Below are 21,174 nucleotides of genomic sequence, written 5' to 3'. Positions count from 1 at the left end.
GGGAGCCGGTGTGGGGGAGGGAAAAGCAACAGGAGGAGGAACAGGAAAAGGAGGAGGAAGAGGAGGAGGAAGAGGAGGAAGAGGAACGGGGAAGGACGCATGGTTCTGGGGCCGGTGACCTCTGTGGGGGGCGTGTGGCTGGCGCGGTGAGAGGGAGGTGCGGAGGGAGGGACGAATGGAGGGGTGGAGGCATAGAGGTGCGGCTGTGAGGATGGGGGGAAGTGGTGCGGACGGGGCCGGTGTCGGGGCCGGTGTCGAGCCCGGGGACGGATGAGTAGGGGGCGGCGGCGATGTGCGGGACGCGTGGTGGTGTGGCGGGCGATGGGGGACGGTCGCCGGAGGTGGTGCGGCGGCGGGTCGACGCGGACCTCGGTGGCTGCGTCGCGGTCCTCGCCGACGTGCACGCGGACAGCGGTTACCCCCATCACTGGCCCGCTGAGCCGCAGCGGTGGCTCACTCCTGACGGGCTGACCGCCGCCTGGGTCGCCGAGGCGGCGGGGGTGGTGCTCGGTCACGCCGCGCTGTGCGGGCGTGAGGTCAGCCGTCTCTACGTTGCGCCCGGTGCGCGCGGCCGCGGCCTCGGCGCGCGGTTGCTGGCCGCCGTCGAGGCGGAGGCGGCGGCCCGCGGGGTGCGGCTCGTCCTGGAAGTGAAGACCTCCGACTCCGCGGCGGTTGCGCTGTACGAGCGGCGGGGCTGGGTGCGGCGCGGCACCGAACGGCAGGAGTGGAGCGCGCCGGGGTCCGTCGCGGAAGAGGTGCGCGTGCACCGGTACGAGGCGCCGTAGGGCGGACGGGGCAGACGAGGCAGACGGGACGGACGAGGCAGATGGGGCGGGCGCCTCGGCGGCGGCGGGCGGTGCCCCGTCTGGGCGTGGGCAGCCCCGTTTGGGCGCAGCCGGCCGTTGTCTCTCCGGGGGAGCGGGGGCGCGTCGGCGGCCCTCGGCGATGCACCGGCTGTAACTGCCGGGCCCGCCGGGGCGGGCCCGGCGACGCCGTACGAGGACGGACCCGCCCGGCCCTGTCGTGCGGGAACGTTCCCGCACGGCAACGCTCCCGTACGGCCACGGCAACGCTCCCGTATGGCCACGATGACGCCCCACTACGGCCGCGTCCCCGTGCGGCGACGGTGCCGTTCGGCTCAGGGGGGCGCGGTCACCCTCCGTTGACGTGTCGTCCGCGGTCGCCACCCCCGTGATCTGCGAAGGTGGTCGGGGCCGTTCATCATGTGATGGGCCCACGATCGACCGGCCGCCGTGGAGTGGAGGTACGGATGCAGCGGACCGCACCGGATCCGCAGCGGGAGCCGGATCCGGCCCCGCCGGCGGGCCTGCCGGTCCTCCCGGAACTCGCCGCGCACCTCGCCGCCGTCGCCGGTCGCACCGCCCCCGAACCTCCCGGTGGCTCCGCGCCGCTGCGCACCGCCGCCTGCGGCTACTGGGAGCGCCGCGGCCTGTTCACCCCGCCCGACCGGGTGCTCGCCGCGCCCGGGGCGGCCGCCCTGCTCCTTGCCCTGTACGCCGCGGTGGACGGTGCGGTGCTGCTGCCGCGGCCGTGCGCCGAGTGGTACGCGCCGCCGGCCCGGCTGCTCGGCCGGCCGGTGCACGTGACGCCGGTGCCGGCCGAATCGGGCGGGCTGCCGGACCCGTTCGCGCTGCTGGAGACCGTACGGCGGGCCCGGATGCACGGGGACACGCCGCGCGTCCTGGTGCTCTCGATCGCTGACGACCCGACCGGCACCTGTGCGCCGCCGGAGCAACTGCACGAGGTGTGCGAGGCGGCGGCGGAGGAGGGGCTGTGGCTCGTCAGCGACGAGTCGCGCCGGGACCTGCTGCACGATCCGCACGACACCGTGGTGCTCAGCCCGGCCGAGATGCTGCCCGGCGAGGTCGTGGTGCTGACCGATCTGCGGGCCGCACTGCTGCCCGTCTCCTGGCCCGTCGCGCTGGCCCGATTCCCCGGCACCCGCCGGGGCGCCGTCCTACGGGACGCGGTGGGCCAGACGCTCGCCCGGTTGCACACCCCGCTTCCCGGGCCGCTGGCCGGCGCGGTCACCCACGCGCTCGGTGAACCCGACGCCGTGCGGGAACGGACCGCGGTCGCCGCGCGCGTGTACGGGGCGCTCACCGGGGCGCTGCACCGCGCGCTCACCGGGGCCGGCGCACTGTGCCGTCCGCCGCACGCGGGCAGCCATCTGTACGCCGACCTCGAACCGTTGCGGCGGCCGCTCGGTGACCGCGGGATCGTCGGATCGGCCTGTCTGGAAAGGGAGTTGGCGCAGTGGGCGGCCCGCGGGGGCCACCGTTTCGAGGACGATCCGGCGGCCCTGCGGGTGCGGCTGGGGGTGGACGGGCTGCTCGGCGCCGACATGGCGCTGCGACAGCGGACGTTGGACGCGGCGGACCCCCTGACGCTGCCGCACGTGCGGGCGGGGTTGCGGGACCTGGAGCGGACGCTGGCCGAACTGGGCGGGGCGCGGGGGCGGCCGAACCGTTCTGCGGGCGCGGCGCGCGCCGGGGAGGCACCGGCGGCGGGGGACTTGGGCGCGGTGCGGGGGCCGGACGCGGAAGGGGGCGAGGACCGCTGAGCCGGTGGCCGCAGCAGTGCCCGGGGTGGCGGCGCGATGCCGGTGCCGCCCCGGGGGCCCGGCCTTGTGCCAGCCGTCCGTGGCCCGGTTCCGGTTCGGGCCCCGGCGCGCCCGAGCCCTCGTCGTCGTCGGTGTCGTCGCCTGCGGCGCGCTGCTGCGCCTTCGTCGCCCAGCACTGCTTGCCCCGCCCCTCCGTTCCCCCTCCGCCGTCGCGTTCCCGCCGTGGCCCACCCGCCCGCCTCGTGACGTCCGGTTCCGCACTGCGGTTCCGCCGGCCATCGAATGGAGCCCCTAGATGACCGAACAGACCGAGCGTTCTCCCGCCGGGCGCTCCCTGGACGAGCCCGCCCGCGCCGAGCCGCGTGCGGGTGCGGACGACCGTCCCGGCGACGAGGGGCACGGCGGCACCCTTGGTACCGGCCACGGCGCCGTGGCCGTGGACGCGGCCGGGCACACCGCCACCGTGGCGCTCCCGGCGACCGCGCCGCCGCCACCGCTCGCCGAGCCGCGCCCCCTGGGCGAGCCGCGCACCTGGCCCCGGGACTTCACCGACCGGTTGACGGCGCCGCTGCCCGGCGTCCGCGCGCTGGCCCGGATCGCGCGGGAGGGCAAGCTCCGCCCGTCCCCCGAGATGCTCCAGCAGATCCAGCAACTCCCCTTCGAGCCCGGCCCGATGCCGCGGGTCGGACCGTCGACCGTCGCGCTGACCTGGGCCGGGCACGCCAGTTGGGTCGTCCGGATCGGCGGGCTGACCGTCCTCACCGACCCGGTGTGGTCGCGGAAGATCCTCGGTACGCCTGCCCGGGTCACCCCTGTCGGGGTCCGTTGGGAGGACCTGCCGCCGGTCGACGCCGTCGTCATCAGCCACAACCACTACGACCACCTGGACGCCCCGACGTTGAAGCGGTTGCCGCGTGACGTCCCGTTGTTGCTGCCCGCGGGGTTGGCGGTCTGGGCCCGGCGGCGCGGGTTCACCCGGGTCACGGACCTGGACTGGTGGGAGGCGGTGGAACTGCCCGGCCCGGACGGCCCGGTGCGGGTCGACTTCGTGCCCGCGCACCACTGGAGCAAGCGGACGCTGACCGACACCTGTCGGTCCCTGTGGGGCGGCTGGGTGCTCACCGCTCCGGACGGGCGGCGGGTCCACTTCGCGGGGGACACCGGCTACGGCCACTGGTTCGAGGAGATCGGCCGCCGCTACCGGGACATCGATCTGGCGCTGCTGCCCATCGGGGCGTACGACCCGCGCTGGATGCTGCGGCCGGTGCACACCGACCCGGAGGAGGCGGTGCGGGCCTGCCAGGACGTGGGTGCGCGGGTCCTGGCGCCGATGCACTGGTCGACGTTCCTGCTGTCCGCCGAACCTCCGCTGGAGCCGTTGCACCGCATCCGGGCCGCGTGGGCGGCGACCGGCCGTCCGCGGTCGGACCTGTGGGACCTCCCGGTGGGCGCCTCCCGGGTGTTGGCGGAACGGTGAGGGCCCCGCTCGGCTGCGGTTGATGTGGATGATGATGTGGATGGGGTGGTCGATGCGGAGGGTGCGGCTGCGGCGGTGATGCGGGGGCCGCGGTGACCGTTCCGACCCTTCCCGCGCCGCGCCCGCGGCAGCAACCGCCCCGACCGCCCCAACTGCCCCCGCGGCCGCCCCCTCAGCCGTCCCCGTCCGCCGTCCGCCCCTCGGCGACCGGCGGTGCCGGGCGGAGGCGGCGCCATGCGGCCGGGGCGGCGCCGAACAGCACGGTGAGGCCGATCGCGGCGGCCACGCCCTGCCAGGGCTCGGGGAAGAGGGAGCCGCCCAGCAGGCCGAGCAGCTGGTACGTCGCCGCCCAGGCCAGGCATGCCGGGAGGTCGCCGCGGGCGAAGCGCCGCGGCGGCATGCCGGCGAGCAGACAGGCCAGCATGATCGGGATCCTCCCGGCCGGGACCAGCCGGGAGAGGACCAGGACCAGCACGCCGTGTTCCCGCAGCCGTTGCTGCGCCTGCGCCAGGCGTTCCGGCGCGGCACGGGCCCGCAGCCGGGCCAGCCAGCGCGAGCCGTTGCGCGAGCGGACACCGCGTCGCCCGAGCCAGTAAAGGCCCAGGTCCCCGAGGAACGCGGCGCCCGACGCGACCACGAAGACGAACAGCAGCGCCAGCGGCGAACTGTGGTGGAAGGCGACCACCGCGGCCGAACTGACCACCGCGCCGGTGGGGACGACGGGCACCAGCGAGCCCAGCACCACCAGCAGGAACAGCGACGGGTAGCCCACCGCTTGCTGGGTCGACTCCGGCGGGACGTGGGCGACCACCTGGTGGAGGCCGTCCGCCAACGTCGCCGCGGCCACGGTGCCGGCGGCGGCCGTCATCGGCGGGTCCTCGGGCGGACGGACTCGCCGTGCGCCAGCCGGTGCACCGTGACCCCCGGCGCGAGCAGCGCGGCCTGCCGTTCGAACTCCTGGCCCGGCGTGTGGAACTCGTGCGGTCGCACCGCGTCCAGACCGATGGGCCAGTAGGTGCCATAGTGCACCGGCACGGCGCTGAACGGCGCGAGTCGGGCGGCGGCCACCGCGGCCCGGCGGGCGTCCAAGTGGCCGTGGCCGAGGAACGGGCCCCAGCCGCCCACCGGCAGCAGCGCCAGCTCGCACGGCCCGACCTCGTCCGGCAACTCCTCGAACAGCCCGGTGTCGCCGGCGAAGTAGGTGCGGGCCGTGCCGTGCAGGACGTAGCCGAGGGCCGGGACGCGATGCGGCCCGTAGGGTAGTCGCCGCCCGTCGTGCACGGCGCGCACCGCACGGACGGTCAGGGCGCGCGGAGCGGCCGCGCCGTCCGGGGCGGCGGCGCCACCGGGGGCCGCGGGCGGCGGTCCGGTCGTCGGGGCGATGCGGCACTCCTCGCCCGGCCGCAGTTCGATGACGGGCAGGCGCCTGGCCGCCGCCACCCGGCGCAGTCCCGGGACGGCGGCCGGCGCGCCGTGCGGCACGACCAGCCGGGTGCCGGGGGCGAGCCGGGCCAGCGACGCCGGGTGCAGGTGGTCGGCGTGCAGGTGGGAGATGAGGACCACGTCGGCGCGGGCCGCCTCGGGCGGCGGCAGGGCGCCGCGGCGGCGCCGCAGGTGGGCGAGCCGGGTCGCGAACAGCGGGTCGGTCAGCACCCGCACCCCGGAATCCTCGACCGTCACCGTGGCATGGCCCCACCAGGTGACCTCCAGCGACACGCTCCGTCCACCTCCCGGTCCGGCCGGGTCGTGCGCCGCCCGGCGTCGGATGTGCGGGCGGTCGCTCCGCTCCGGAGCCGGCCGTCCCCGCTTCGATCCCTACCGATCCTGCCTCATCGCCGGGGAAGCGGAGCCCCGGTCCCCCGGGAAGCGGGTGTCGGCCGTCGGCGCGGCGGCCACCGTTCGACGCCCCGCCCACTTGCCGCCGCCCGCTTTATGACACCCGGCCGGTTTGATGACACCCTTGGCCGGAATGCCCGCCCGGCCGGTGCGGCGGGCCGGAGTGCGGAGGACGGGACGGCGTGCGGACCGCGCGGTGGAAGGCCCTGGGCGGCGCCCTCCTGAGGGTGCTGGCCGTCTGGGCGGTCTCCAGCCTGACCCTGCTGGCCCTGGCCGCGGTGCTGCCGGACTTCCGGCTGCAGGCCGCCGGCGGCGACAGCCTCACCCGCACCGCGCTCACCGCGGCGCTCGGAGCCGGCGCGTTCGGCCTGCTCAGCGCCCTGGTGTGGCCGCTGCTGGTGCGTGCGCTGCTGTTGGTGCCGGCGCTGGTGCTCGGGTTGTTGGTGTTCTTCCTCAACGGCTCGCTGCTGCTGGTCGCGCTGGACGTGATGACGGCCGGTCGGGGGCGGAGCACACCGGAGACCGCGGTGATCGTCGCGGCGGTGATGTCCGCGGCGTCGTCGGCGACCTCCACCTTCCTGGCGGTGCGCAACGACGAGGCGTACCGACGGCGCCTGGTGCGACTGGCCGGACGGCGGGGCCGGCGGGCCCGCGCGGGCCGCGGACCCGCCACGCCGGGCACGGTCTTCCTCCAGATCGACGGCGTCGGGCACGACGTCCTCCAGGCGGCGACCCGCGGCGAGCAGCCGCTGATGCCGACCGTCGCCCGCTGGATCGAGTCCAGCCACCGACTGACGCCGTGGCACACCGACTGGTCCAGCCAGACCGGTGCCAGCCAACTCGCCCTCCTGCACGGCAGCAACGAGGATCTGCCCGCCTTCCGCTGGTACGAGAAGGAGACCGGCGGCCTCGTCGTCAGCAACCGGCCCAGCAGCGCCGCCGAACTCCAACGCCGCGCCGTCGCCCGCACCGGCGACGAGGGCCTGCTCGCGCACGACGGCGCCAGCCGCGGCAACCTCTTCAGCGGCGGCGCCGACCAGGTCGCCCTGGTGATGTCGGTGGCCGCCCGGCGCGGGCGGCGCAACCGCTCCCGGGCCGGCTACTTCGCCTACTTCTCCGACCCGGCCAACGCCACCCGCACCGCCGTCTCGTTCGTCGCCGACGTCCTGCGGGAGGTCGGGCAGGCGCTGCGCAGCCGCTGCCGCCGCGAGCGCCCGCGCGTCAAGCGCGGCGGCCTGTACCCGGTCATCCGGGCCTTCGCCACGGTCGTCGAGCGGGACGTGGTGGTCGCGGCGGTCGTCGGCGACATGCTGGCGGGCCGCACCGCCGTCTACGCCGACCTGGTCGCCTACGACGAGGTGGCCCACCACTCGGGGCCCGTGCACCGCGACACCCACCAGGTGCTGCGCCGCCTGGACCGGTGCATCGCGCTGATCGCCGAGGCCGCCCGGCACGCGCCCCGGCCGTACCGCGTCGTGCTGCTCTCCGACCACGGCCAGAGCCCCGGGGCGACCTTCCGGGACCGCTACGGGCTGACCCTGGGGGACCTGGTCCGCGCCGGGTGCGGGCTGCCGGTCCGGGGCAAGGCCGGGCGCACCCCCAGTGGCGCCGAGGCCCGGGAGGCCGCGCGGGCGGCGCTGGGCCGGCCCGAGGGCCCGTCGGACGGGGACCGGCGCGGTGCGCAGCCGATCGTCCTGGCCTCCGGGAACCTCGGTCTGGTGTCCTTCCCGGACGTCCCCGGCCGGATCACCCGAGAGGAGGTGGACCGCCGCTACCCGGCGCTGCTCGACACGCTCGCCGGTCACCCGGGCATCGGCTTCGTCCTCGTCCGCTCGGCCGCGCACGGCCCGGTGGTGCTGGGGCCGGACGGCGGCGAGCACCACCTCGACGGCGGCCGGGTGATCGGCGCCGATCCGCTGGCGCCCTTCGGGCCCGGTGCGGCGGCCGCGGTCCGCCGCACCGACCGGTTCCCGCACGTCGCCGACCTCATGATCAACTCCGTCTGCGAGCCGGCGACCGGCGCGGTGCACGCCTTCGAGGAGCAGATCGGCTCGCACGGCGGGCTGGGCGGCCCGCAGAGCCGGCCCTTCCTGTTGTGGCCCGCGGAACTCTCCCCGCCGGTTGCGGACGGCACGCCGCTGACCGGCGCCGAGCAGGTCCACCAGGTGCTGCGCCGCTGGCTGCGGGAGGCGCACGGCCCGCACCTGCCCGTCGGCGCCGGGACACAGCGCCCGCACCGCGAGCCCGGGTCGGAGCCGGGACCGGAGCCGGCCGACCGGTTCACCGGCTGACCGCCGGCCCCGGTGCGCGGCCGTCCGGCCCCTGACCAGCGGCGACACGTCGTGCCACCCCGGCGGACCGTTCGGTGGCCGGGCGGCCCCGCCGAAGAAATTCGCCCGGCGGGGGGCTTCGACAGGACGATTCGCGGCGATTTTGAGTGGTGCGTGCGGCCGGTGACCATTGGCTCAGCCGGCACCCCGGCGAGCCCGCACGATGAGAGACGCGTCACACCACCATGCATCGCGATCCCACTGCAGAGGCCACCCCTGCCGCCTCTGACCTGCACGCATCAGCACAGCGCCCGTTCCGGATGAACTTGCTGACGGCCACCGCCCTGGTGATGGGCAACATCATCGGCGGCGGCATCTTCCTGCTGCCGGCCTCGGTCGCCCCCTTCGGCACCATCAGCCTGGTCGCCTTCGGCGTCCTCACCCTCGGCGCGATCTCCCTCGCCCTGGTCTTCGGACGGCTCGCCCAGCGCCACCCCGACACCGGCGGGCCCTACGTCTACGCCCGCGAGGCGTTCGGCGACTTCGCCGGGTTCCTCTCCGCCTGGTCGTACTGGACCATGACCTGGGTCAGCAACGCTGCACTGGCGGTGGCCGCCGTCGGCTACGTCCACGTGCTCTTCCCCGGCCACGAGTCCCGCGGCGTCGACCTGATGGTCGCGTTGGGCGCACTGTGGCTGCCGGCGCTCGCCAACTTCGCGGGCACCCGGTACGTCGGCGCGGTCCAACTGGTCGCCACGGTCCTGAAGTTCGTGCCGCTGCTGTTCATTGCGGTCGTCGGCCTGTTCTTCTTCGACCCGCACAAGCTCGGTTCGTTCCACGAGGGCGGCGGCAGCACCCTGGGCGGACTGTCCGCGGCGGCCGCGATCCTGCTCTACAGCTACGTGGGCGTGGAGTCGGCCGCGATGAGCGCCGGCGAGGTCCGCAACCCCGAGCGGAACGTCGGCCGGGCCACCGTCCTGGGCACCATCGGCGCCGCCGTGGTCTACCTGCTGGGCACCGCGTCGGTCTTCGGCACCGTCCCGCACGACAAGCTGGTGCACTCCAAGGCGCCGTTCTCCGACGCCGTGGACGCGATGTTCGGCGGCCACTGGGGCGGAACGCTCATCGCGGCCGCCGCCGTGATCTCCATCATCGGCGCGCTCAACGGCTGGACGCTGATGAGCGCGCAGTCCCCGTACGCCGCCGCCAAGGACGGCCTCTTCCCGGCCGCGTTCCTCACCAAGCGGCGCGGGGTGCCGACCTTCGGGGTGCTGGCCGCCGCGGTGCTGGCCAGCGCCCTGACCGTGATCAACTACTTCACCGGCAGCGGCGGGGTCTTCGAGACCCTGGTGCTGATCACGACCTTCTCGGCCACCGTGCCCTACCTCCTCGCCGCCGGCGCGCAGGTCTACTTCCTGCTCACCGGCCGTCGCGACCGGGTCCGCCCCGGCCGCTTCGCCCGCGACATGACGCTCGCGCTGGTCGCCTTCGGCTTCACCTTCTGGCTGGTCGCCGGCGCCGGCTACGCCGCGATCTACCAGGGCGTGCTGTTCCTCTTCGCCGGGATCCTGGTGTACGCGCTGATGGCCGCCCGCCGGTCGACGGGCCGCGGAGCCCGCTCGGACGCCGCCGGGGAAGCCCCCGCGGAGCCCACCGCGGACGCTTCGGCGGCCCCGGTCGCGCCCACCGGCCCCGCGGCGGGCTGACCCCCGCCGACCGTCCCGCCCGGACCCCTGCCCCTGGCCGCACCGCTGCGACCAGGGGCATTACCTTTCCGGTAATCGACCCGCTCCCCGCGCTCCGGCAGAGTCGGGGCATCGGTTCACGGGCCGGCGCACTCCGGCCCGTGGATCGGCGCTGACACTCCGTCAGTCACCGTCCGCCGGATGCGTTCCGGATCGCGCGTCGGGCGCGCACCGGATCCGTACCGGACGCCTCCGCCGCCTACCACCAGGAGTTCGTGATGTCGCAGAACGTGCAGCAGGCCGCCCCCGTACCGGCCCTCGACCACGCGGCCGCCGCCGAGCGTTACCTCGCGGCCTGGAACGCCACCGAGGAAGGGGCGCTCGCCCGGGCCGTGGCGGCGGCCTTCACCGCGCAGGCCACCTACACCGACCCGCTGGCCGACGTCGCCGGGCACGACGGCCTCACGGCGCTGATCGCCGGGGCGCACCAGCAGTTCCCGGGCTTCGTGTTCCGCCCGCTCGGCGCGGTGGACGGCCACCACGACATCGCCCGGTTCGGGTGGGAGCTGGTCGCGCCGGACGGGTCGGCGCCGGTCGCCGGCTTCGACGTGGTGCGGCTCGCCGCGGACGGCCGGATCGTGTCGGTGCTCGGCTTCCTGGACCGCGTCCCGGCGGCCTGAGCCGCCCTCACCCGGCGACGTCGCGCAGGTGCGCGGCTGTTTCGGGGTCGGCGGGCAGGAACGCCTCCAGCGCCAGCTCCGAAACGGTCACGTCCATCGGCGTGTTGAAGGTGGTGAGGGTCGAGAGGAAGGACAGCACCGCACCGCGGTGCTCGATCACCAGCGGCAGGGCGAACGGCGGGTGCTCGCCGGCGGCCGCGGCCCGGTGTTCGCCGTCCGGCATCGGATAGGAGCGCAGCTCGTCGTGGAGCGCGCGCAGCGGTGCCGAGCGCAGGAGCGCCAACTGCCGGTCCAGTTGGTCGAAGAGGTGCTCCCGCCACTGTGGGAGGTTGCGGATGCGGGGCGCCATGCCGCGCGGGTGGAGGGTGATCCGCATGGCGTTCATCGGCGGGCGGAGCAGCTCCGGATCGACGCCTTCCAGCAGCACGCCGATGCCCCGGTTGGCCGCCTGGACCTGGTACGTCCCGTCGACCACCAGCGCGGGATACGGCTCGTAGCCGGCCAGCAGGCGGTCCATGCCGGCCCGGAGGGCGGACATCGACGGGGCGTCCAACGGGGTCTCCGGGAAGGCGGGGGCGTAACCGGCCGAGAGCAGCAGGGCGTTGCGCTCGCGGACGGGCACGTCGAGGTGTTCGGCCAGGCGCAGCACCATCTCCTGGCTCGGACGGGCGCGGCCGGTCTCGATGAAGCTGATGTGGCGGGCGGAGGAGTCGGCGCGCAGTGCCAGTTCCAACTGGCTGATCCGGCGCCGGTCGCGCCACTCGCGCAACAGGGAGCCCACACCCGTGGTTTCCGACGCGGACGCCGTGGCAGTGGTCATGGCGCCGACGGTAGCCGACCTGCCAGGCGTTACCTGCGGTAACTCGGGAGGTCGGGGTGGCCGCGACGCGCGGCGGACCGCGGGGGCGCCCCCGTTGCCGGACGCGGAACCGCCCCCGCCGTGCCAGGCTGTAACTGCCGCACCCCAGCGGCGGTGACCGGCACACGGCGGGAGGCGACATGGGCGCGCAGGTGGTACCACTCGACGACGCGGAGATCGAGGACCGCATCCTCGACCTGCCCGGCTGGACGGTCGACGAGGACCGGCTGAACCGCAGCTACCGCTTCGACCGCCACTTCCAGGCCGCCGCGATGGTCCTCCACATCGCGCAGATCCAGGAGGAGTTGGGCCACCACGCCGAGCTGACCCTGGGGTACAACCAGCTCACCGTCGCGGTCAACACCCACAGCGCCGGCGGCCGGATCACCCACCTCGACTTCGGCCTGGCCCGCCGCATCGAGGAGATCGCCGCCGGACACGGCGGGCTCTGAGCGCTCGGGCGTCAGCTCGGGCGGCGCGGCCCGATCACCCGCCCGGCCCGCGCCAGCTCCACGTTGAACTGCGCGCCCGACAGCAGCGACAGGTTCGAGAACCACAGCCAGATCAGGAACACCACCGGCCCCGCCAGCGACCCGTACAGCCGGTTGAACGTGCCGACGTACGACGCGTACAACGCGAAACCCGCCGACGACACCAGCCACAGCAGCACCGCCAGCACCCCGCCAGGACCGGCCCGTCGCACCCCGCGGGAATGCGGTGGCCCGGACCGGAACAGCACCATCGCCAGTACCGTCGCCAGCACCAGCAACAGCGGCCACTGGAGCACGTTCCACAACGTCTCGCCCGCCTCGCCGAACCCCAGCGCGCGCCCCAACGCCGTCGCCACCGGCCCGCTCACCAGCAGCGCCACCGCACTGCAGATCAGCAGCGCCATCAACAACAGCGCGGTGACGATGATCCGCGGCGCCTTCCGCCACGGCGGCCGGTCGTCCTTCGTGCGGTGCATGGCGTGCAGGGCCCGCCGGAACACCGCCAGATAGCTGCACGACGACCACAGCGCACTGACCGTCGCACCGCCCACCACCACCCAGGCCGCGGTGCGCTGGTGCGCCATCACCACCAGCGCGTGCCGGACGGTCGCCCCCGACTCGGCCGGCGCGATCGAGCTGAGCCGGTTGATCAACTGCTCGGTGCCGGCCGGGTCGGCCAACCCGATCAGCGAGACGGTGAGGATCGCCGACGGCAGCAGCGCCAGCACCGAGTAGTACGTCAGGCTCGCCGCGTAGTCCGTCACGTCGTCGTGCCAGACGGACAGCGGCGTCCGGCGCAGCGCCGTGCGGTAGCGCCTCCAGCGCGGCCGGCGGGCCGGGCGCTGCGCTCCGGTCCGCACCGGGGCCGTGGACGGTGCGGTCTCAGCTCCCATGCCGGACCTCCGTCGCGCCGGCCGCCCGCCGCCCTGCGACGCCCCCCATACCGCTCCCGTCCATCGCGCATCCGTCCTGTGTGCCGTACCGGTCCGGCATCGTCCGGTCCCGGTCCTGCATCATGCCCCGGTACGTCGCCCGCCGGCGAGCCGCCGACCGACGCCCCACCCGCGGGTGTGACCCCGGCACCGTCAGGGGAACGGCAGCGCCCGCCACGGGGACGCCGGATCCTGCGTCAACACCCGGTGCAGGTGCACCGCCTCGCCGTACGCCGGCCCGAACCAGCCGTTGTCGAACGCCAGCGCCCGGCCGAGCGCGTAGCCCGCGGCGAACTCCTCCCACGAGCCGTAGACCTCCGCGGCCCGCGCCGCCACCCGCGCCGCCGCCTGCTCGGCCTGCGGCGGTGCGCACAGCCGCGCGCCCAGGCTCCAGCGGACCAGGCCCACGGCGTGCGCCAGGTCCAGCGCGACCACCGACACCACCCGACCGTTGGCCGGCAGCAGCCCGTCCGCCCGGAACCGCTCCTCGTAGCGGCCCACCAGCTCCGGGACCGCGGGCGCCACGCCGCCGTCGGCCGCACGCGACCGGTCGCGCAGCGCCGCCTCGGTCTCCGCCGGCACGAACTGCCCGCCGAGCAGCTGGTCGAAGCGCTGTTGCCAGCTCACCGGGTCGCCCACCGACCACTGGGCGCGCAGCGTCTCGGCGTCCGTCGAGTAGTCCAGGAACGCCGTCCCCAACTCGTTCCAGGGCACGCTGTGGTGCACGGCGAGCGGCGCCCCGCAGGCCAGCCCCTGCGCCACCGGGCCGTGCAGCGGTCCCCCGATGGGGGCACCTCCCATGCCGTGCAGGCCATGGGGGAGGGTCACCAGGAGCCCGCCCGGTCGCGCCCCGACCTGCGCCCGCATCCGCAACCAGCCGGTGCGGTGGGCCGGCGTCGCGAACAGGTACGCGGCGTACGGGGTGCCCGGGTTGACCGCCAGTCGCCACTTGTCGTGGGGCCAGTCCTGGGCCAGTTCCTCGACCGTGACCCGGTCGAAAAGTCGCTGTGGCTCCCAGGCCGGCAGCATGCCGCGCGTCAGCACGGGAATGCACTTACCGCCCGCCACCGGATCGTCGTAGACGGGCAGCGGTTCCTGACCCTGTTGCGGCACCGCCAGGTACAGATCCTCACCGGCGATCGCCGCGACCTGTCCGTCCCCGTCCCCACGTGCCGTCGCCTCATACAGCCGCCGCTCGGTCTCCGTCGGCGGCATCCATCCCGGAGTACCCACAGGCCAAGACCCTACGGTGATCCCGTCCCCGGCCGGAACCAGGGGCGGCGGCCGGGCCGCCGGCCCGGCCCGGCCGTTTGCCGGCACCCACCCCGTACCGGAGGCTCGTTGCCATGAGCAGTCACGACCACCCCGTGCCCGGGCACCTTCCCCCGAACCCGCCGCGCCCTCGTGGCCCGGGCCACCACCACCCCTCCCACGCCGGCCAGGACGGCGCTGCCATCGACTGGGAGGTGCTCGGCCCGCACCTCGAACGGGGCGCCGAGATCCAGACCCCGCTCTACGAGCAGGCCGCCGCCTGGCTCCGCCAACTGCTGGGTCCCGACGCCCCCGACGGCTCCGACGGCGGGCCGGTGCCCGTCCGCCGCATCCTGGACGTCGGCAGCGGCCCGGGCGTGGTCAGTTGCCTGTTGGCTCGGGCCTTCCCGGACGCCGAGGTGTGCGCGGTGGACGCCACCGAGGCCCTGCTGGACCGGGCCCGCGCCCGCGCCGAGCGGCTCGGGCTGGCGGACCGGATCCACACCCACTGCGCCGAGGTCCCGCACGGCCTCGATCCGCTCGGCGGCGCCGACCTGATCTGGTCCAGCAAGGCGCTGCACCACGTCGGCGACCAGCGCGGTGCGGTGGCCGCCCTCGCCGGCCACCTGCGGCCCGGCGGACTGCTCGCGGTCTGCGAGGGCGGCCTCGCGCCGCGCTTCCTGCCGCGCGACATCGGCATCGGCCGCCCGGGGCTCCAGGCCCGCCTGGACGCCGCGGCCGAGGACTGGTTCGCCGACATGCGGGCCGCCCTGCCCGACGCCACCGACGCCCTGGAGGACTGGCCCGCCTTCCTCGCCAACGCCGGTCTGCGCACGCCGTGCACCCGCAGCTTCCTGCTGGACCTGCCGGCACCGCTCGCCGACGACGCCCGCCACTACATCCAGGCCAACCTCGGCCGCGCCACCGAGGAGTACGGCGACCAACTGGACCCCGAGGACGTCTCCACCCTCACCCGGCTCACCGACCCCCACGACCCCGCCGGGATCACCCGCCGCCCGGACGCCTTCCTGCTCTCGGCGCAGACCGTCCACACCGCCCGCGCCCTGGAGCCGTAGCCCCGGGGTGGGCCGGGCTCCGCCACTGGCGCCGTGCGGACGTCAGGCCGCCGGTGGCGGAGCGGTGATCGCCGGGCGGACCGTGGTGAGCAGCAGGTCGAGGAACTGGTCCGGGTGCCGGAAGCCGGCGAAGTGGCTGGCGCCGGTATCTCCGCAGGCCGCGCAGGGTGTGCAGGGGCGAGAACCACAGCGAGCGGAGCACGACGGTCTTCATGGTGTCGTAGGACAGCGGGTCACTGGTGAGGACCAGGGTCCTCGACGGCGTCCAGGCACGCGTCGAATCCGCGTGACCGGGGCCGTTCGCGGGGCCGCGAACGGCCCCGGGCCCCTCCCGCGCAGGGCGGTGCGGAGGGCCTTCGGACGGCAACCGCCACCGGGCCACGTCACTGCGATGGCCCGCACCGACCGGCAGAACGCCCCGACCGCGATGAGGATGGGCGGGACACGAGGGGGGCAGCGAAAGGGTTTGATCATGTTCCGCTCGATTGCCACGGTGCTGGCCGCCACCGCCGTCACCGCATTCCTGAGCACCGGCATAGCCGGTGCCGCGCCCGCCCAGCCCCAGGCCCCCGCGGCCGTCACCCAGCCCGCGCATGCCGGCGACGGCGGCGGCGGAGGCGTCGGGGTCGGCGGCGTCGGCAGCCCTGACCGCGGCGTCGGCGTCGGCGGCGTCGGCGCCCGGGGCACCGTCGGGGTCGGCGGCGTCGGCTCCAACGGCAACGAAGGGGTCGGCGTCGGCGGCGTGTGAGGTTCGCGCCGCCGTTCTCGTCCCGGCTCCCGTCTCGCGCGGGGGCCGGGGCGTCGCGACGGCAGCGGGTGGCCCCGCCCCCACCGGCAGTTCGCCGGCGGCGGCGGGGCCACCCGCTGCCGCTCACTCCATCGGCTTCGGGCGGATCAGCGCGAAGACCGCGCCCTGCGGGTCGGTGAGCACGGCCATCCGGCCGGCGATCATGTCGAACGGCTCCACGATCGCGTTGCCGCCGGCCGCGGTGACCTTGGCGACCGCCGCGTCCGGGTCCGCCACCGCGAAGTACGTCAGCCAGTGCGAGGGCGTGTCGGCCGGCAGGTGTTCCGGCATCGGCTGCATGCCGCCCACGGCGCCGCCGTCCACCTGGAGCGCGTAATAGTGCTCCATGCCCTCCAACGTGGCGGACTCGATGCCGAAGGCCGCCCGGTAGAAGGCGGAGGCGGCGGACCGGTCGGAGGTGTTGAGTTCGTTCCAGATCAGCGCGCCGGCCTCGTTGACGACACCGGCTCCGGGGAAGTCGACCGCCTGCCAGACGCCGAAGACCGCTCCGGTGGGGTCGGCCGCGATGAACATCCGGCCCAACGACATCACGTCCATGGCCGGCATCAGCACGGTGCCGCCGGCGGACTCCACCGACCGTTGGCTGGCCTCCGCGTCGGCGCTGGCGAGATAGGTGGTCCAGACGGTCGGCGGGGCGGGCTGGTCGCCCATCGCGACCGCGGCCATGATGCCGGCCACCGGCTTGCCGTTCAGATGGCAGACCGCGTAGCCGCCGGTCTCCGGAGGGCCGACCTCGCCGCGCCAGCCGAGGAGCTCGGAGTAGAAGTCGATGGCGGCCTTCTGGTCGGGGGCCGCCAGGTCGATCCAGCAGGGTGTCCCGGGTGTGTAGGGAGTGGTGACGTCGGGCATCGGTGCCTCCTCGGAGCGGGTGTCAGCTGCCCAGCGGCAGCCCCCGGCGGCCGGTCGTGCCGCGGCCGCCCCCTCTCCACATTTGCCGCCACCCGCGGCCCGCGCCACTCGGGCGGCGTCCGGGCAGCTCACGCCGGCGGTTCGCCCCGCCGACCAGCGCGCTCCGGGACCGCGGACGTGCGGCGGCGCCGCCCGCCCCGGACGGGACGGACGGCGCCGCTGCGCACCGCAGTGCGGGTCTCGCGCCCGGGGCCGGGGCGTTTTAGACCACGTCGAACGCGGCCGGGTCGGGGCCGAGGCGGTTGCCGGAGTCCAGGCCGGCCAGGGCCGACAGGTCGGCGTCGTCCAGCGCGAAGCCGAAGACGTCGAAGTTCTCCCGGATCCGCGACGGGGTGGCGGACTTGGGGATCACCACGTTGCCCAGCTGGAGGTGCCAGCGCAGGACCACCTGGGCCGGAGTCCTGCCGTGCTTCTCGGCGATCTTGACGATCGTCGCGTCCTCCAGGAGGCCCCGGCCCTGGCCCAGCGGCGACCACGCTTCGGTCGCGATGCCGTGCCGGGCGTGGACGGCGCGGGACTCGCCCTGCTGGAGCTGCGGGTGGAGTTCGATCTGGTTGACCGCCGGGACGACGGAGGTCTCGCCGAGCAGCCGCTCCAGGTGCGCGGGGAGGAAGTTCGACACCCCGATGGCCTTCGCGCGGCCGTCGGCGTAGATCTTCTCGAACGCCTTGTACGTGTCGACGTACGTGTCGCGGGAGGGCAGCGGCCAGTGGATGAGGTACAGGTCGACGTACTCCAGCCCGAGCTTGGCGAGCGAGGCGTCGAACGCGCGGAGGGTGGCGTCGTAGCCCTGCTCGGAGTTCCACAGCTTGGTGGTGACGAAGAGTTCCTCGCGCGCGATGCCGGAGGCGCCCAGCGCTTTGCCGGTGCCCTCTTCGTTCCCGTAGATCGCCGCGGTGTCGATGCTGCGGTACCCGGCCTCCAGGGCGTGGCCGACGGCGGCGAACGCCTCGTCGTCGGGGATCTGCCAGACACCGAAACCGAGCTGGGGCATCGTGACGTCGTTGTTGAGCGTGATGGACGGAACCGTGCTCACGGGGGATTCGATCCTTACGTCGGCTTTCGTGTTCTGTGCTGACAACGATCATCCGTCCTCGGACATTCCCGTCCGCGGGGAAGGATTCGCCCGCGGGTCCGCCCGCCGGCCCGGGGCCGTTCGCCCGCCGGCCGGCCCGCCCCGCCTCACCCCCGGTACAGCGCCTCCACCTCCGCCGCGTACGCCGTCTCGATGGCCTTGCGCTTGAGCTTGAGCGAGGGTGTGAGCAGCCCGTGCTCCTCGGTGAACTGATGGGCCAGTATCCGGAACGTGCGGATCGACTCGGCCTGGGAGACCAGGGTGTTGGCGGCGACCACGGCGCGCCGGACCTCGGTCTCCAGGTCGGGGTCGCGCACCAGGTCGCGCGCCGGCATCTCCGGCTTGCCGCGCATCGTCAGCCAGTGGGCGACCGCCTCCGGGTCCAGGGTGACCAGCGCCGCGACGAACGGCCGGTCGTTGCCGACGACGATGCACTGGGCGACCAGCGGGTGCGCCCGCACCCGCTCCTCCAGCGGCACCGGCGAGACCGACTTGCCGCCCGAGGTGACCAGGATCTCCTTCTTCCGGCCGGTGATCGTCAGGTAGCCGTCCTCGTCCACCGCGCCGAGGTCCCCGGTGGCGAACCAACCGTCGTGCAGCACCGCGTCGGTGGCCTTGGCGTCGTTGTGGTAGCCCTGGAAGACCTGGCCCCCGTAGAGCCAGATCTCACCGTCTTCGGCGAGGTGGACGGTGGTGCCGGGGATCGGCGTGCCGACGGTGCCGAACCGGGTCCGCTCCGGCGGGTTCGCGGCGGCCGCCGCGGTGCTCTCGGTCAGGCCGTAGCCCTCGAAGATCCGGACGCCGGCGCCGGCGAAGAACAGGCCGAGCCGGCGTTCCATGGCCGAGCCGCCGGACATCGCGTGCCGCACCCGCCCGCCCATCGCGTCGCGGACCTTGCTGTACACCAGCTTGTCGAAGAGCTGGTGCTGCATCCGCAGGGCGGCGCCGGGGCCGGAGGCGGTGCCGAACGCCTTGTGCTCCAGCGCCTCCGCGTAGCGGACCGCGACCTCGACCGCCTTGTCGAACGGGCCGACCTTGCCGTCGGTCTCCGCGCGCCGCCGGGCCGCGGCGAACACCTTCTCGAAGATGTACGGCACCGCGAGGATGAAGGTGGGGCGGAAGGACTGGAGGTCGGGCAGGAGCGCCCGGGCCGCCAGCTCCGGCTGGTGCCCCAGCTTGACCCGGCCGCGGACCGCCGCGACCTGCACCATCCGGCCGAAGACGTGCGCCAGCGGCAGGAACAGCAGGGTCGCCGCCTCGTCGCCGGGCTTGGAACGGAAGACCTTGTCGTACCGCAGCACGATGTTGTCGGCCTCGGCCATGAAGTTGGCGTGGGTGATCACGCAGCCCTTGGGGCGGCCGGTGGTGCCCGAGGTGTAGATGATCGTCGCGACGGCCTCCGGGGTGACCGCCATCCGGTGCCGGTGCACCACCTCGTCGTCGATGTGCGCGCCGGCCGCCGTCAGCTCGGCCACCGGGTCGGCGTCCAACTGCCACAGTTTCCGCAGCTGGGGGAGTCTGCCGATGACCGAGCCGATGGTCATCGCGTGGTCCTCGTGCTCCACCAGGCAGGCCGACACCTCGGCGTTGTGCAGCATCCAGAAGACCTGCTCCGCCGACGACGTGGGGTAGAGCGGGACGGACTGGGCGCCGATCGACCACAGGGCGTAGTCGAAGAGGGTCCACTCGTAGCGGGTGCGGGACATGATGCCGACCCGGTCGCCGAACCGCACGCCCTCGGCGAGCAGGCCCTTGGCGAGCGCGATGACCTCGTCGCGGAACTGTGCGGCGGTGACGTTCTGCCACTGCCCCGCGGCGTCCTTACGTGCCAGCGCGGTCCGTCCGGCGTCGGATTCCGCGTTGTCGTACACCGAGTCGGCCAGCCCGCCGACCCGGGGCGCGGTCGCCAAAGGGGGGACGGTGAACTCGCGCAATTGCCCAGCTCCTCGTGGTGCTCCTCACAAGGCCGCGACCGTACCCCACGGGGCCGGCGGGCGGGAGTGCGCTACCACGCCGTGCCGGCCGAGTAGCCGGAACCGGCCAGGCAGGGAAATCGGGTTACTTGGGGTAACCCTGGACATTATCTGGTCGATCCGTGCCCGGACGAACACTGGGTCGGGACCGGATCTGCACCGAATCTCTGCATCTGTCACGACGTCAGAGCAGCTCGGAAACCCGCTCCGAGCTGCTGTGACGATCCGCGGGAGGTTCCCGGGAGAGCCCGGGAAGCCGCCCGGGAATCACCGGGACCCGGCTACGGCAGCTGCAGCCGGTCGCCGCCCGCCAGGATCGCCTCGGCCAGCGCCTCCGCCGGGCCGCGCGCCGCCCCCGCGCGCTGGGCGTGCAACAGCGCGAAGTCCACCTCGCCCAGTTCCGGCAGCCCGGCGCGGGCCGGTATCCGCACCAGGCCCGGCGGGATCATCCCCAGCGTGTGGGCCATCACGCCGAGCCCCGCCCGGGTCGCCGCGATCAGCCCGTTCAGGCTTCCGCTGGTGCAGGCGATCCGCCATTGCCGGCCCTGGCCCTCCAGCGCCTCCAGGGCCCGCGCCCGGGTCACCGCAGGTGGCGGGAAAACGACCAAGGGCACCGGTCGCTGGGGGTCCAGGCGCAGTCGCTCGCCGCCCACCCACACCAGCCGGTCCCGCCACACCAGCCGGCCCTGCCGGTCCTCCGGCCGCCGTTTCGCCAGGACCAGATCGAGCCGTCCGGCGGCCAGCCACTCGTGCAGGGTGCCGGACAGTTCCACGGTCAGCTCCAGGTCGACCTCGGGGTGGTCGCGCCGGAACCCCTCCAGCACCTCCGGCATCCGGGTCAGCACGAAGTCCTCGGACGCGCCGAAGCGCAGCCGCCCGCGCAGCCGGGTCCCGGCGAAGAAGCTCGCCGCCCGTTCGTTGGCCTCCAAGATGGTGCGCGCGAACCCCAGCATCGCCTCGCCGTCCTCGGTCAGCTCCACGGCGTGGGTGTCGCGCGCGAACAGCCGCCGCCCGGCGGCGTCCTCCAGCTTGCGCACGTGCTGGCTGACCGTGGACTGGCGCAGCCCCAGCCGGTGCGCGGCCTGGGTGAAGCTCAGCGTCTGCGCCACGGCCAGGAACGTGCGCAGCTGTGCGGGCTCGTACACGGACGACGCCTCCCTCTCGACGGGTCCCCACCGTCCCGGCGTGCGCGACCGTCGTGGCGACACCCCATCATCGCAGTTCATGATGACAGTCACCATGGTGAGAGGGGTTCCCGATCGCCGCGC

At 74.7% G+C, this 21,174-nt stretch carries 18 protein-coding genes; 9 read left to right on the top strand and 9 right to left on the bottom strand.

The annotated features are described in order from the left end of the window. Positions 1 to 341: 341 nt before the first annotated feature. From ABD385_RS03510 to ABD385_RS03500, 3 genes are all read left to right on the top strand, one after another. Positions 342 to 785: a GNAT family N-acetyltransferase gene (locus tag ABD385_RS03510; RefSeq protein ID WP_344573374.1), complete on the top strand. Its 444-nt coding sequence runs from the start codon at positions 342 to 344 to the stop codon at positions 783 to 785. A gap of 485 nt (positions 786 to 1,270) precedes the next feature. Beyond that, positions 1,271 to 2,584: an aminotransferase class I/II-fold pyridoxal phosphate-dependent enzyme gene (locus ABD385_RS03505; RefSeq protein ID WP_344573373.1), complete on the top strand. Its 1,314-nt coding sequence runs from the start codon at positions 1,271 to 1,273 to the stop codon at positions 2,582 to 2,584. Between the two features lie 295 nt (positions 2,585 to 2,879). Beyond that, positions 2,880 to 4,061, top strand: coding sequence for an MBL fold metallo-hydrolase (locus ABD385_RS03500; RefSeq protein WP_344573372.1), 1,182 nt, complete (start codon positions 2,880 to 2,882; stop codon positions 4,059 to 4,061). 172 nt (positions 4,062 to 4,233) lie between these two features. Here the strand turns inward: ABD385_RS03500 and ABD385_RS03495 are convergent, their stop codons facing one another. Further along, positions 4,234 to 4,929, bottom strand: coding sequence for a DedA family protein (locus tag ABD385_RS03495; protein ID WP_344573371.1), 696 nt, complete (start codon positions 4,927 to 4,929; stop codon positions 4,234 to 4,236). Further along, a complete protein-coding gene (locus ABD385_RS03490) occupies positions 4,926 to 5,777 on the bottom strand; it encodes an MBL fold metallo-hydrolase (protein ID WP_344573370.1) in 852 nt (283 codons plus the stop codon). Before ABD385_RS03490 ends, ABD385_RS03495 begins: the two co-directional genes overlap by 4 nt. 302 nt (positions 5,778 to 6,079) lie before the next feature. Here ABD385_RS03490 and ABD385_RS03485 point away from each other — a divergent pair, with 302 nt between their 5' ends. The 3 genes from ABD385_RS03485 (at position 6,080) to ABD385_RS03475 (ending at position 10,532) form a co-directional block, all read left to right on the top strand. Next, positions 6,080 to 8,188: a phage holin family protein gene (locus ABD385_RS03485; protein WP_344573369.1), complete on the top strand. Its 2,109-nt coding sequence runs from the start codon at positions 6,080 to 6,082 to the stop codon at positions 8,186 to 8,188. 299 nt (positions 8,189 to 8,487) lie between these two features. Then, the gene (locus tag ABD385_RS03480) at positions 8,488 to 9,873 is read left to right on the top strand and encodes an amino acid permease (protein WP_344573368.1); all 1,386 of its coding nucleotides are present in this window, start codon (positions 8,488 to 8,490) and stop codon (positions 9,871 to 9,873) included. Positions 9,874 to 10,130: 257 nt separating this feature from the next. Beyond that, complete coding sequence (locus ABD385_RS03475; protein ID WP_344573367.1) at positions 10,131 to 10,532, top strand: nuclear transport factor 2 family protein; 402 nt, start codon at positions 10,131 to 10,133, stop codon at positions 10,530 to 10,532. Between the two features lie 7 nt (positions 10,533 to 10,539). Here the strand turns inward: ABD385_RS03475 and ABD385_RS03470 are convergent, their stop codons facing one another. Continuing rightward, on the bottom strand, positions 10,540 to 11,352 hold the full coding sequence (locus ABD385_RS03470; protein WP_344573366.1) for a helix-turn-helix transcriptional regulator: 813 nt from the start codon (positions 11,350 to 11,352) through the stop codon (positions 10,540 to 10,542). A 179-nt stretch (positions 11,353 to 11,531) separates the two neighbouring features. Here ABD385_RS03470 and ABD385_RS03465 point away from each other — a divergent pair, with 179 nt between their 5' ends. Beyond that, entirely contained in the window at positions 11,532 to 11,843 is a 312-nt protein-coding gene (locus tag ABD385_RS03465) for a 4a-hydroxytetrahydrobiopterin dehydratase (RefSeq protein ID WP_344573365.1), read from the top strand. A gap of 11 nt (positions 11,844 to 11,854) precedes the next feature. On the opposite strand, the gene ABD385_RS03460 is transcribed toward ABD385_RS03465, so the two are convergent. Then, positions 11,855 to 12,775, bottom strand: coding sequence for a YihY/virulence factor BrkB family protein (locus ABD385_RS03460; protein WP_344573364.1), 921 nt, complete (start codon positions 12,773 to 12,775; stop codon positions 11,855 to 11,857). A 192-nt stretch (positions 12,776 to 12,967) separates the two neighbouring features. Next, on the bottom strand, positions 12,968 to 14,029 hold the full coding sequence (locus tag ABD385_RS03455) for a DUF1266 domain-containing protein (protein ID WP_344573363.1): 1,062 nt from the start codon (positions 14,027 to 14,029) through the stop codon (positions 12,968 to 12,970). Between the two features lie 131 nt (positions 14,030 to 14,160). Here ABD385_RS03455 and ABD385_RS03450 point away from each other — a divergent pair, with 131 nt between their 5' ends. Then, positions 14,161 to 15,141 carry a methyltransferase domain-containing protein gene (locus ABD385_RS03450; protein ID WP_344573362.1) on the top strand — a complete coding sequence of 327 codons (981 nt, stop codon included), beginning with the start codon at positions 14,161 to 14,163 and terminating at the stop codon, positions 15,139 to 15,141. 472 nt (positions 15,142 to 15,613) lie between these two features. Continuing rightward, positions 15,614 to 15,889: a hypothetical protein gene (locus ABD385_RS03445; protein WP_344573361.1), complete on the top strand. Its 276-nt coding sequence runs from the start codon at positions 15,614 to 15,616 to the stop codon at positions 15,887 to 15,889. A 123-nt stretch (positions 15,890 to 16,012) separates the two neighbouring features. Here the strand turns inward: ABD385_RS03445 and ABD385_RS03440 are convergent, their stop codons facing one another. From ABD385_RS03440 to ABD385_RS03425, 4 genes are all read right to left on the bottom strand, one after another. After that, positions 16,013 to 16,798, bottom strand: a complete 786-nt coding sequence (locus ABD385_RS03440; protein WP_344573360.1) for a VOC family protein — start codon at positions 16,796 to 16,798, stop codon at positions 16,013 to 16,015. A 262-nt stretch (positions 16,799 to 17,060) separates the two neighbouring features. Then, positions 17,061 to 17,894 (bottom strand): aldo/keto reductase, encoded by an 834-nt coding sequence (locus tag ABD385_RS03435; RefSeq protein ID WP_344573359.1) that lies wholly within the window; start codon positions 17,892 to 17,894, stop codon positions 17,061 to 17,063. A gap of 146 nt (positions 17,895 to 18,040) precedes the next feature. Next, positions 18,041 to 19,867 carry an AMP-dependent synthetase/ligase gene (locus tag ABD385_RS03430; RefSeq protein ID WP_344573358.1) on the bottom strand — a complete coding sequence of 609 codons (1,827 nt, stop codon included), beginning with the start codon at positions 19,865 to 19,867 and terminating at the stop codon, positions 18,041 to 18,043. A gap of 320 nt (positions 19,868 to 20,187) precedes the next feature. Continuing rightward, positions 20,188 to 21,051, bottom strand: coding sequence for a LysR family transcriptional regulator (locus tag ABD385_RS03425; protein WP_344573357.1), 864 nt, complete (start codon positions 21,049 to 21,051; stop codon positions 20,188 to 20,190). Positions 21,052 to 21,174: the final 123 nt, after the last annotated feature.

Origin of the sequence: Streptomyces lunalinharesii, from assembly GCF_039532155.1 — a bacterium.
In the GTDB taxonomy this organism is placed as follows: domain Bacteria; phylum Actinomycetota; class Actinomycetes; order Streptomycetales; family Streptomycetaceae; genus Streptomyces; species Streptomyces lunalinharesii.
This window is presented reverse-complemented; position numbering and strand designations above follow the sequence as displayed.

Bases quoted from the DNA above. Each gene is read 5' to 3' on its own strand.
- ABD385_RS03505 (WP_344573373.1), top strand. From the start codon at position 1,271: ATGCAGCGGACCGCACCGGATCCGCAGCGGGAGCCGGATCCGGCCCCG.
- ABD385_RS03500 (WP_344573372.1), top strand. From the start codon at position 2,880: ATGACCGAACAGACCGAGCGTTCTCCCGCCGGGCGCTCCCTGGACGAG.
- ABD385_RS03495 (WP_344573371.1), bottom strand. From the start codon at position 4,929: ATGACGGCCGCCGCCGGCACCGTGGCCGCGGCGACGTTGGCGGACGGC.
- ABD385_RS03480 (WP_344573368.1), top strand. From the start codon at position 8,488: ATGAACTTGCTGACGGCCACCGCCCTGGTGATGGGCAACATCATCGGC.
- ABD385_RS03475 (WP_344573367.1), top strand. From the start codon at position 10,131: ATGTCGCAGAACGTGCAGCAGGCCGCCCCCGTACCGGCCCTCGACCAC.
- ABD385_RS03470 (WP_344573366.1), bottom strand. From the start codon at position 11,352: ATGACCACTGCCACGGCGTCCGCGTCGGAAACCACGGGTGTGGGCTCC.
- ABD385_RS03465 (WP_344573365.1), top strand. From the start codon at position 11,532: ATGGGCGCGCAGGTGGTACCACTCGACGACGCGGAGATCGAGGACCGC.
- ABD385_RS03460 (WP_344573364.1), bottom strand. From the start codon at position 12,775: ATGGGAGCTGAGACCGCACCGTCCACGGCCCCGGTGCGGACCGGAGCG.
- ABD385_RS03455 (WP_344573363.1), bottom strand. From the start codon at position 14,029: ATGCCGCCGACGGAGACCGAGCGGCGGCTGTATGAGGCGACGGCACGT.
- ABD385_RS03450 (WP_344573362.1), top strand. From the start codon at position 14,161: ATGAGCAGTCACGACCACCCCGTGCCCGGGCACCTTCCCCCGAACCCG.
- ABD385_RS03445 (WP_344573361.1), top strand. From the start codon at position 15,614: ATGTTCCGCTCGATTGCCACGGTGCTGGCCGCCACCGCCGTCACCGCA.
- ABD385_RS03440 (WP_344573360.1), bottom strand. From the start codon at position 16,798: ATGCCCGACGTCACCACTCCCTACACACCCGGGACACCCTGCTGGATC.